The 11,164-nt window shown below is 54.7% G+C and carries 9 protein-coding genes and 1 pseudogene; 9 read left to right on the top strand and 1 reads right to left on the bottom strand.

The window, feature by feature from the left end; all coding sequences use genetic code 11:
* The first annotated feature begins 575 nt into the window (after window positions 1–575).
* Both JAO29_RS22995 and JAO29_RS22990 read left to right on the top strand, forming a co-directional pair.
* Window positions 576–773 carry an SDR family oxidoreductase gene (locus tag JAO29_RS22995; RefSeq protein ID WP_334270621.1) on the top strand — a complete coding sequence of 66 codons (198 nt, stop codon included), beginning with the start codon at window positions 576–578 and terminating at the stop codon, window positions 771–773.
* A gap of 78 nt (window positions 774–851) precedes the next feature.
* Window positions 852–1,271, top strand: coding sequence for a universal stress protein (locus JAO29_RS22990; protein WP_334270620.1), 420 nt, complete (start codon window positions 852–854; stop codon window positions 1,269–1,271).
* Between the two features lie 542 nt (window positions 1,272–1,813).
* Here JAO29_RS22990 and opgC read toward each other — a convergent pair.
* Entirely contained in the window at window positions 1,814–3,016 is a 1,203-nt protein-coding gene (opgC, locus tag JAO29_RS22985) for an OpgC domain-containing protein (RefSeq protein ID WP_334270619.1), read from the bottom strand.
* Window positions 3,017–3,897: 881 nt separating this feature from the next.
* On the opposite strand from opgC, the gene JAO29_RS22980 reads away from it, so the two are divergent.
* The 7 genes and pseudogenes from JAO29_RS22980 to JAO29_RS22950 form a co-directional block, all read left to right on the top strand.
* Window positions 3,898–4,467, top strand: a complete 570-nt coding sequence (locus JAO29_RS22980; protein WP_334270623.1) for an efflux RND transporter permease subunit — start codon at window positions 3,898–3,900, stop codon at window positions 4,465–4,467.
* Window positions 4,439–6,547 (top strand): sigma 54-interacting transcriptional regulator, encoded by a 2,109-nt coding sequence (locus JAO29_RS22975; RefSeq protein WP_334270618.1) that lies wholly within the window; start codon window positions 4,439–4,441, stop codon window positions 6,545–6,547. Before JAO29_RS22980 ends, JAO29_RS22975 begins: the two co-directional genes overlap by 29 nt.
* Before the next feature lie 689 nt (window positions 6,548–7,236).
* A complete protein-coding gene (locus JAO29_RS22970; protein ID WP_334270617.1) occupies window positions 7,237–7,713 on the top strand; it encodes a hypothetical protein in 477 nt (158 codons plus the stop codon).
* A 110-nt stretch (window positions 7,714–7,823) separates the two neighbouring features.
* Entirely contained in the window at window positions 7,824–8,351 is a 528-nt protein-coding gene (locus JAO29_RS22965; protein ID WP_334270616.1) for a DUF4136 domain-containing protein, read from the top strand.
* 914 nt (window positions 8,352–9,265) lie between these two features.
* Window positions 9,266–9,775: pseudogene (locus JAO29_RS22960) on the top strand (S1C family serine protease); the annotation flags it as partial.
* 102 nt (window positions 9,776–9,877) lie between these two features.
* Window positions 9,878–10,465: a PDZ domain-containing protein gene (locus JAO29_RS22955; RefSeq protein WP_334270622.1), complete on the top strand. Its 588-nt coding sequence runs from the start codon at window positions 9,878–9,880 to the stop codon at window positions 10,463–10,465.
* Window positions 10,466–10,581: 116 nt separating this feature from the next.
* Window positions 10,582–11,164 (top strand): alpha/beta fold hydrolase (locus JAO29_RS22950; protein WP_334270615.1); only part of this gene is annotated, 583 nt, incomplete at its 3' end.

The following is an 11,164-nucleotide window of genomic DNA, read 5'->3' as shown; positions in this document are numbered from 1 at the left end:
TCGAGTGCATTAACGGACGGCATCAGAAACCAACGGTGGCCAAATAGCGAGGTTGATCTTCTCCGTAGGACAGTCGGTCATCCAGCTTGGAAAGTCGCAACCATCATCCTGTTGTTCTTCGCGATCGCAGCGGTATTCAGGCGAGCTATTTTCGATTTCTCTTGGGCGTTGCTGATTCTGGGGCAAACGATGGAACAAATTCGAAATGCAGTGCGACCCCCGCGGAATCCTCCAACACCGAGTACTCGTATCCAGTTGGATAGCCGAGTACCACTACGTTCTGACCACTGGGGCGAACGCTAACTTTGCATTGCAGCAACAAACCGCATACTCAACGCGCTGCCAAATCGTACCGGTTTTGCCACTTTTCGGTTTGCTGCATCATCGTGTTGCCATGCGGAATCACTGGAATACAAAATGCACCACTAAAGGGTGCGGACACCGTAAGGGTAATCATCAGCTTAGCTATGGAGCCGGGCTATCAGGCCTTGCATCGGTTGGATATTGCGACGTGGCCGACGCGCGCGTGAATGCCGACTTCGTAAGGCGGAAATGTCTCTGCAAGGGCTTCAGCGATGGGAAGCGGTGGAAGGATGGGTCTTTCCCCGGAGCAAGCCGCAGCTATAGAGGAGCATGAGCGAAAACAGATTCCTCTCGGTCGCCGTGGTGTACCCGAGGAGGTGGCCCGCTGGATCATCTCACTTGCAAACTCGGAGAACGAGTGGGTTACTGGACAAGTCTTAGGCGTTGATGGCGGACTCGGGCTCACTTAGCTGAGAGGTCTTACGATGCCCCTCTGACCGAGGTGGTTGAGCTATTCGTCCGTTGGGAACTCAAACAAGAGGAAGGATATGTTTAGAAGGAGCACAGTCGCGTTTGATGAATCAGCGGAAGCTCGTAGAGCGTTACAGGCAGCAATCGAATTGGCCAAAACACTTCGCGCTAGTCTCACCGTAATCAGCGTCATTGAGCCTGCTCCTATTTACTTTTCGTTTTCGACCTCGGCTGCTCCCTATATCCGATGGTCTGACGAAATGCGAAATAGGTACATTACGATACAAGAGAAGGCTCGCAAGTTTGCAGAGGACGCTGGGCTCTCCATTGAAGCCGAACTCTCAAAAGGAGCTGAAGTGGAGAGCATTCTCGAAGCGGCAAAACATAACCAATCTGACCTCCTTGTTATTGGCATGCCCAAACACAATTGGATCGTCGGTCATACTGCCCAAGAAGTAGCAGAGCGCGTCCCTTGTGCGCTATTGGAAATCAGATAACTATCGATTTCAGGGGCCCAGGTTTAATCAGAGGCTTCATGAAGCTTTCACAATCTTCACAAAATGATGTGAATTTCGGGTACAAGTTTGGGTACAGACATCAGATTGGCTTACTTACGTTCGAGTTCGCTAAACCACTGGCAATAAGTGCCTTGGATCGTTTTGAACTTACGCTCAATTATTTTTCATGACTTACAACAATCATTAGCATTCAAAATCCGTCGAGGGCAACCTCGTGGGGGTTCGAACCCCCCTCCCAGCACCAGCAAAATCAATGGTTTACTAAATCAGCGCAACTTCGCGGTTGCGTTTTTCTGTGCCCAAACTGTGCCCAAAGTTAACGAGCGCTCTAAAATTGGTGCACGAATAATCGAGAATATTGCGCCAATGAGTCTGACGGCCTACCACGCCAAGCTCTTTGCTCATGAGTTGACGAAACGGTCCAGTTCGGACAACGTGGACAAACTCGCGTCTGCGCTTTCTGACGCCCAAGTCTCAGCATGTGTCGCCGCAGGGAATGGTCTCGGTGGAATGGTTCAGAGCTAAGCCGCCGTATCTACCACTGCGTCCGTTGTGCTCCGGGCCTTCCTGCTGTTTGCGTGCTTTCGGCGAACTTGCCGCTGGGCCACGTAGATCAGGCCCAGGAGAGTCACGGCGAGCAGTGTGAGTGCATAGATGCCGTGCAACTGCGGCACCTCTCCATAGAGCAGCGCCAGCCCAACGAATACGAAGAACAGATGCGCACAAAAGACTTCAAGTGAAGCACGTCCCAATGTGATGAACGGCTCGCGCGAGATGACCCAACGCACGGCGCTCCGCAGCCCGTAGAGAACAACGACAAGTGCGACGAGGTTCAGCAGTCGCAGCGGCGCCATCTGCCATTTGTCCAGCAGCCTCGCCAGAGAATCCTGCGTCAGGCCTGGACCCCACCAGGAGTGGCGTACACCGAGGAAGAAGACGCAGATAGCCCCAGCCACCCAGCGGCCCCACTGCGGGATGCGGCGCAGAGGCATTTGGCCTTCGATCGAACGCGCCCCCAACCACATGCCGATGATCCAGATCCATTGCCAGGCAAACAGATCGAACGCGCCCGATTCCTGCAGCGGGATCGGCAGATGGGTGACGCGCACCACGACCTGGTGCACCCATGTACGTAGGTGAAACTGTGCCAGCAGCCAGATCAGTGTGCTGCCCGCCACCACCGGTCGCCAGCCTCGCCGTGCAGCGATTGAGAATGCAAATGGCGAGGCGAGCAGAAAGATGACATACAGGGGTAGGATGTCGAGCAGGGGCGGGCAGTAGATGAGCAGCAGCGAGCCCACGACAGCTACGGCAGGATGTGCGATGTAGAAGTTCAGTAGATTCTCTAATGCAGCGCGGTGCCGGACCACCGCAAATGCCGCAGCAAAGGTGAAGGCCAGCAGCAACAGCGATACGTGATACGCATAGATCTTCAGCGCGCGCTTCCAGAGCTTCGTGCGCAACTCGCCGCTATGCTCCAGCGCCTGCTGCATGTAGACGCGGCCGACAAGCAGGGCGGAGATGCAGACGAAGCCCTCTGCCGAGGAGACGAACCCGAAGGGCTGGTTCACCAGGTCGCTCATCTGGGTGGGCAGATGGGTCAGCGTCATCCATACCAGGAATAAGCCCCGGAGCGCATCGAACTCCGGCTTGCGTGTGAGGTGCAGCCTTTGCAGACCTGCACCATTTGACCGCGGCTGTGGACTAGAACGAACGCTCCACATAATCCCTCCTGTCGGTCTCGACGCCGATTCGCGCGCCCTCGAATGCGAGAAGCATTGGGGGTAGAAGACAAATTCGCCCAGATGGCCTGTGCCTCGGGTAGGCTGCCCCCGATATCGTTCGCGCCTGCTGTGTCGCGATACAGCACAATGGGCAGCGCACCGACAGTATTTGAACGGTGCGGGTGCGTTGATCCAGACATCGAAGGATAGACAATCTCAGCCTCTCGTTATGCGGATTTACGTATCTCGGCCGGAAACTCAAGTACCTTTCCCCCGCTGGGTCAGCGGGATCAACTTCACGGGCGTGCGAAACCGTGTGGGAATATAGAACTCAATTACGTGTGCCATAGCCATCCTCCGATGGGTTATCTTCCGATAATCAAGGCAACCCAGATGCCAAAGTGGTAGATGACGGTAAGCGACTGGAAGAGTCATAAACAGGAGAGTTGTCGTGTAGAAACAATCGAGGCCGCTGTGAATACTCAGCGCCTCATTCCTTTGTGGCCATCGCGGATCTTGATTATGGTCAGGAATTTGAGTGTGGGTTGTGAGAACGCGGCGTCGTGAGCATATACCCGGATCAAACAAGGAACGATGACTAGACGACGCTCCGCGTCAAGATTCGGACAGAGCTGTCAACGGACTCACGCGAGCGGTACCGCTCCGCCTCAGCAGATATCCCATTGCGCGGCCGATTCTCTTCCTTTTCAGTCACCAGGACATGTGGAAGGCCGCGTGCTTCCCAACAACGAAGACGGAGATACAATCACGCGCGAGACAAGTCTTTACATATTCCGGCCACGCAACCAGCAGCGATTCAGTAAGAGCCGCACTCGAGACCTCTGGCTATCAGGTTGTAGCGCAAGGTAAGCGCCGACGAAATCATCAATCGTTTACGGCCAAAAACGACCTCGGTGGCCGGCGCAACGCTGTTCCTGCGAGCCGAACAGGAGTTGCAAATCGGCGGCAGGGCGAGCAACGCACAATATCAATACACGATTCAGAGCGCAAACTTGCAGGATCTGACAACGTGGGGATCTCGTCTGCTGCAAGAAATGAAGAAGCTTACAGGATTGCTAGACGTCAATACGGATCAACAGAACTTTGGCATGCAAGCCTCGCTTGTCTATGATCGTCCGACGGCCTCGAGACTCGGCATCACTCCGCAACTGCCGGACGATACCTTATATGACGCATTCGGGCAGCGGCAGGTCTCGACGATGTACACCCCGCTCAACCAGTATCACGTCGTGATGGAGGTTGAGCCGAAGTTCTGGCAGACCGCGGAGGGATTCAAGGACATCTATATACGGCCTGGTTCGGGCGGAGAAGTTCCTCTAAGCTGTCCCAAAAGCAAATGGTGGTTAAATCACAGCGCCTTCCTTCCTAAATGGGGCGGCGGAAAAAACCTAGCCTGCAAAATTGGCACCGGACAGAACCGAACTGCATGACAGAACATCATTTAAAATATTTAGCTATGGGCAGGACCGTGAGAGCCTCGCCGAGAGCAGGATGCCATTATTGCGAGTTTCGAATTTGGCCGCGCGACCGATCGTAGCCGTTGTGTTGCGCTATGGCGTGGCTGTGTTGTCGGTTGCGCTGGCCTTGGCCATAGCGCTCACATTGCGTCGCTACAACTTGCCGCATCCATTCACCTCCTTCTCGTTGGCTGCCGTTGCAATAACGTTTTGGGTTGCGGGGACAGGCCCAGGGGTTGTCGCTCTTGTTTTGTCGTCTTTGGCGATGCGCCGTTTTGTTATTCCCTTCGAAATTGTTCCCACCGGTCCCTCTCTGGAATCCTACGTGGTCGTTTACGGATTATTTGGACTCCTAGTCAGCTGGTTCAGTGCTTCACGCAGGCGTGCAGAACAATTGCTGACGGAGGCGCGGAACGAGCTGGAAGTCCGGGTTGCGGAGCGAACTGTTGAGCTCACGCAGGCCAACGACAAGCTGAAGCTGCTGCTGGAGCTGACGAACACCGCCGTTTCGAATGTTGAGATCCATGAGGTCCTTAGAGCGGTGATCGCAAGTGTCCGTCAGATAATGCAATCCGATTTTGCCTGCCTGGGCTTGCCGGACACTGATCCTGCCCAGTTAGGAGCCTATGCGCTCGACGCCGAGGGCGACGTGAACTTGAGCGCGGTCGAACCGCTCCTCAAGGGAGAAACCGCTCCAGGTCATGTATTTCGCACCGGCAAGCTCTGGGCCGGCAAGATGGAGGACCTGCTCGAGAGCCGCGCGGGAAAAAACATCTTTCTCGCGATGGAGATCGAGACTGTATGCGTGCTGCCGATCCTGAGCCGACATCGCGCACTCGGCATTTTGGTGCTCGGCAGGCGAGGGCACGATCCGTATACGCAAGATCAGATGGACTTTCTGGAGCAGATTACTAAGCAGATCGCCGTCGCTGTGGAGAACGCCCTGTCCTATCGTGAGATATCGGAACTCAAAGATAAGCTCACCCAGGAAAAGCTCTATCTTGAAGATGAGATTCGCACGAATGCTAATTTTGAAGAGATTATAGGACAGAGTGACGCACTGCGCCGCACCCTGATGGATGTGGAAACAGTGGCTCCGACGGATTCCACGGTGCTCATCTATGGCGAAACTGGCACGGGGAAGGAATTGATCGCGCGCGCCATACACAATCTCAGCCCGCGCCGCGGGAAAACGTTCGTAAAGCTGAACTGTGCCGCGATCCCGACCGGTTTGCTTGAGAGCGAGCTCTTTGGTCACGAAAAGGGTGCATTCACAGGGGCCGTGGCTCAGCGCATCGGTCGCATGGAACTAGCCAACCACGGCACGCTATTTTTGGACGAGGTCGGCGAGATTTCCCTCGAGCTGCAGCCGAAACTGCTGCGTGTGCTCCAGGAGCGTGAGTTGGAGCGCTTGGGAAGCAGTCGAACCTTTCAAACCGATGTCCGTCTTGTCGCGGCGACGAATCGTGACTTGGCCGCAATGGTCGAAGACCAAAAATTTCGGTCTGATCTCTTCTTCCGCTTAAATGTGTTCCCGATTCGAGTTCCTCCATTACGCGAGCGTCAGGAAGATATTCCACTCTTGGTGCGGCATTTTTCAGAAGAGTATGCCCGCCGGATGAACAAAAAGATTGAGACGATCCCTTCCGAAACTATGAGGATTCTGTGCCGGTATTCCTGGCCGGGCAATATTCGGGAGCTGCAGAACGTAATCGAGCGGGCCGTGATCCTCTCACAGGGGTCCACACTAAACGTGCCTGTCGGCGAGCTCACGCCTGACGCCCACGCCGCACTACCTGCCAAGGGCGCCGGCGTGAGGTCCACGATACGCAGACCGGTGCGGAGCATTCTCACCGATGTTGATCGCGATCAAATCATCCAGGCCCTTAATGAAACGGGCGGTCTGGTTGGGGGGCCGAATGGCGCTGCCAGCCGCCTGGGATTGAAACGTACTACGTTCATTACCCGAATGAAGAAGTTAGGCATTCTTCCGGACGGGACGTTGAAATCTCCCGGAGCGAGCGTAACTACTTCTGAAGACGACGACCATTGAGTTACACGCCCTCCTGACACACACCTACGATCCATCGTGCTTCAAGTGCAGTCGGTCGGCATTCGCGTTGCAGATTCAAGCGGTCTCCCTCGTTTGTGATCGGGTTTCGGTCTGCTGTCCAGCCTTGTTCGACTTTCTAAACCACACCAGTCCAAGAGGAGGCGGCTGCCCCTCTTTGGCCGTTTATTCGAGACCGATGTGCGAGTAATTCCAGCTCACTGTGGACATCGCAGCCCTGATGCTCGCGCCGAGCCAAAGGGTCACTGACAAGCGTTCGTCCAATCCGTAGTGCAGCGTCCCTTAACAATAAAGGGAATTATCCAACCGGTTAGGCGTCTCCAGAGCAAATAGACCATCCGCCTGTCAGCTTAAGACTTGGAAACACGCAAGGTGTCGACAGGCAGAGAGTGTCGGAAGTGACGCCACCTTGACACCGGCCTTCCGACAGTGCCGACACCGCTACGATGGCGGTCTCACTAATCCACCTAACAGCCAATGATTCATCCGTTTGCAGAAAGATAGCAAATCTTCTCTGAATGGCATTCGCCTTGCCTTTGTTAATGATGTGAAAACGAGGGCACGAGGCCGAAGCGTGGCTCAGCAGGCCCTAAAGAGGAGGTGAAGTATTCGGTAGCAAGGCTCGGAAGTTCCTGTTCTAACTCGTTCTGAAAACTAAAGTCAGTCGATAGATGAAAAAAGGAGATAGGAAAATGAGAATCAACAAATTTGCTCTTCTAATTGCTTTGGCCATTGCATCGGTGCTGTTCTTCGAAGTTGCCGCTCATGCCGATGAGGCGGACCAGTCCACCAAAATCACGTTCAGCCAGCCGGTCGAGATTCCCGGCCATGTTTTGCCGGCAGGAACCTACCTGTTCAAATTGGCCGACGAGAACGACCAGAACCTAATCCAAATCTTCAATGCTAATGGAACTCGCGTGTTTGCGACTCTTCAGACCATTTCCGTGGGACGCCAGGAGCCGACCGGAGACGCCGTGGCTACCCTGGCGGAACAACCCGACGGAGGGCCCGATGCGCTCCTGGACTGGTTCTTTCCCGGGAACACGATCGGCCATGAATTCAGGTATTCCAACAAAGAAGAACAACAACTAGCGCACGACCGGCAGCAGACGATCGCAGCTAATGAAACTGCCCAAGCTGGCGATTGAAGAGTTGGCCTGGCATTCACTCACTTCAGCCTGAATGTGGCGCCAATTTGGGTGAATGTCAGGCCAAGCGCCAGAAAAACCGAAGCAAGCAGAGCAAAAAGGAGCACGTCATGAAAGTTAAAAACCTTTTAGCAGTATTGTTCGCGGCGTTTCTTCTCACATCCGTCGCTGCGTGGGCAGGTGTAACCACCGACTACGACCACACTGTGGACTTCGCCCACTACAAGACTTACTCGTGGGGCAAGATCCAGACAGCCAATGGTCTTTGGGATGACCGCGTGAAAGACGCCGTAGCCAGCCAATTGGCTGCAAAAGGATGGTCCGAGGTGCCATCAGGCGGAGACGTGGTCGTCACTGCACGCGACGCCATCCATAACCAGCAACAGCTCAACACGTTCTATGACGGGTTTGGTGGTGGAAGGCGCTTTGGTGGAGGGATGGGTATGTCGACGACATCCGTTGACAATATTAAGGTCGGGACGCTGCTTGTAGAACTGTTCGACGGACAGTCCAAGAACCTTATCTGGCAGGCCTCGGCAACCGACACACTGTCCAGCAACCCAGACAAGAACGAAAAGTCGCTCGACAAGAACGTTCAGAAAATGTTCGTGCACCTTCCGACACAGCCCAAGAAGTAATTGAGGTGCGATGATGTTGCATTAACTCAGCATTTCGTTCGTCTGGTCTCGTTCGCAGCAGGGGGCACTCTGAGTGCCCCCTGCCAGAAAAATGTGCCGCAACCGCAGAGGATGAATCAGGCGCTCCAGGGAATCCACGGCCCGCGATCAATCGACCAGGAACTTGACCACCTGACAAAGGATCTGGAACTCACTGGGAACCAGCGAAATCAGATCAGACCGCTGCTCGAGGAGCACCACAACAGGATTCAGGCCCTGCTCGACAAGGCTCCGACTGTCTCACGGGAAGCGCTCGAACTAACGTTGTGTTCCAAAAGGATCTCGGCCCGAACACCGCAAGACTCGCAAAGAACATCGGCAAAGATACGCCGTATTTGAGTTGGCAGCTGGCCGAATCAACGTAACTCTTGGGGAGAACCATGCCAAAACTCACCACTGTCGACACACCCCGCCGGAAATGCGGCTCATTCTGGAAGGACGCCTTACAGGGCCTGAGAGGGCCTTGGTCGTGATGAAACGCGAAGGAGCGACGTTCCTAGCCACTGACCTCCGAGGCAAACACGTGCTCAAGGGCCTAAAAACCAGGGCGAGGAAAACAAAGTGGCAGCAGGGATGTGCAAGGGTGTTTGCCCACTATGGGCGGGAGTATCGATTGCAATGAGAGTTTTTCTGCATTTAGCATTGGCGGCCTCAATTTTTCCGGGAGCTATTTGCCTGGCTCAGCAAGCAAATCCGGGTAAGGCGCGCCTAAGCTCTGGGTCGGATCATACGCTTGCCGAACTTCATCAGATTCGCTTCGGCAATTTAACAGCTCTTTGATCGAGGTTGCGAATAAGGTCTCTCCTGCGGTGGTTCAAATCATGGCCACGGTATACTCGCCCACCTAGGCCACAGGCCACAATAACAATGTCGCGGTGTTAGCGCGAGAACATGCAATCGGATCAGGCGTAATTCTTGCTTCCGACGGGTATATCGTTACGAATGCTCACGTCGTGGAGGGCGCGCACCAGATTCAGGTGGTTCTGCCGGAACGGAATGGTAGTTCTCCGTTCGACATCTTCCCGGTAGGAAAGCGAAAGGTTCTCGAGGCCAAGCTGATAGGCGCTGACAAAGAAACGGATCTCGCGGTCCTCAAAGTGGATGCTGACCACCTGAACGTTTTGCCGTTGGGGGTAACTCGCTCCGTCGATCCGGGCTAAGTGGTCCTCGCAGTGGGCAGCCCAGAGGGATTGCAGAGTTCGATCACCATGGGGATCGTTAGTTCAGCGTGGCGTCAAATGGATCCCGACCAGCCAATGGCCTACATACAGACGGATGCACCCGGAAATAGCGGTGGTGCGCTCGTCGATCTCGACGGCTACGTGGTGGGTTTGAATACTTTCATTTTGTCAGAAGGTGGGGGAAGTGAAGGGCTCGGTTTCGCTATCCCCGCGCGCATTGTGAAACTCGTTTATGAAGATCTCCGCAAATACGGCCACGTGCAACGTCTGGAAATCCAGGCAAACGCACAGGAAATTACGCCCGCAATGGCGAAAGGCTTAGGGCTCTCCGAGGATTGGGGTCTTATCATCTCGGATGTCATACCTGACGGTCCGGCAGGAAAAGCTGGATTGCAAGTGCAAGATGTTGTCTACGCGGTGGACGGTCGACGAATCGCCGGTCTTCCTGGTTTCACGGCTGCACTGTATCTGCATGCGCGGGATAAACCTCTGAAGCTCGATGTCTTGCGCGGTACGCAAAAAGTGTCGCTGCTCGTTTCCGCGAAGCTGCCGTCAGACGCGCATGATGATCTCGTCAATCTCGTCGATGCACACAGCCTCATCGGCCGTCTGGGCGTATATGTTGCCGACTTGCATGACAATAAAGTTCGTGCTGCGCTTTCGGACTTGCGCATACCTTCCGGAGTGGTAGTAGTCGCACAATCTTCAGAACTAAACTCTGTCACCTATGGCCTCCGCGAAGGCGATATCATTCATAGCCTGAACCAGACTCCAGTCGATTCGGTCGAGCAGCTGAGGTCGATGCTAAGGGATATGAAACTGGACCAAGCGGTTGCGCTACAGATCGAACGCGCCGGGAAACTGCAATACGTCGCCTTTGATTGGGATGACTGAAGGTCCTCGGCATTAGGGAATCTCTGCACAAACTCTGTCAGGATGACGATTTGTCATCCAGCCTCATTGGGGCTTCATTTCGAATGGCACGCGCAAACCCCATAGGAGAAACGGTTTTGAACACTTCAACGTATGGCAATGGAACACTTCCCAAAGCAATTCGGTCGCGCATGATTCATGGAGTCAATGGCCTCGATGTTCATATCCTTGAGGCCGGTTATGAAAGCCCCGGTCGGCCGCTAGTACTGCTTCTACATGGGTTTCCGGACTTGGCCTACGGCTGGCGACGCGTTATGCCAATTCTGGCTGACGCTGGCTACCATGTTGTAGCCCCCGATCAGCGAGGCTTTGGCCGCAGCACCGGTTGGGTGAATGACTATAACACCCAGCTAGAGCCCTTCAGCATAATGAACGTGACGCGTGACGCCCTTGCGTTGGTTTCGGCGTTGGGATACCGGCGTACGGCAGTGCTCGTTGGACACGACCTCGGCTCGCCCGTAGCGGCCTACTGCTCACTAGCCCGACCTGATGTCTTTCCCTCAGTGGTTCTGATGAGTGCACCTTTTCCCGGTCCGCCGGCATTTCCATTCAACATTGCGGATAACAAGTCAGTCGCAGCTCAACCGAACAATGAAGGTCAAAAGTTAGCGACGACGCTTGCGGCCCTCAACCCTCCCAGAGAGTATTACCAACAATACT

This window comes from Edaphobacter sp. HDX4, assembly GCF_036877565.1.
In the GTDB taxonomy this organism is placed as follows: Bacteria; Acidobacteriota; Terriglobia; order Terriglobales; family Acidobacteriaceae; genus Edaphobacter.
Note: the sequence above shows the minus strand (reverse complement) of the source record. Positions and strands in the feature narration are given on the sequence as shown.

Coding starts and splice junctions, on each gene's coding strand:
- JAO29_RS22990 (WP_334270620.1), top strand. CDS start 852: ATGTTTAGAAGGAGCACAGTCGCGTTTGATGAATCAGCGGAAGCTCGT.
- JAO29_RS22995 (WP_334270621.1), top strand. CDS start 576: ATGGGAAGCGGTGGAAGGATGGGTCTTTCCCCGGAGCAAGCCGCAGCT.
- JAO29_RS22965 (WP_334270616.1), top strand. CDS start 7,824: ATGAAAGTTAAAAACCTTTTAGCAGTATTGTTCGCGGCGTTTCTTCTC.
- JAO29_RS22955 (WP_334270622.1), top strand. CDS start 9,878: ATGGCGAAAGGCTTAGGGCTCTCCGAGGATTGGGGTCTTATCATCTCG.
- opgC (WP_334270619.1), bottom strand. CDS start 3,016: ATGTGGAGCGTTCGTTCTAGTCCACAGCCGCGGTCAAATGGTGCAGGT.
- JAO29_RS22970 (WP_334270617.1), top strand. CDS start 7,237: ATGAAAAAAGGAGATAGGAAAATGAGAATCAACAAATTTGCTCTTCTA.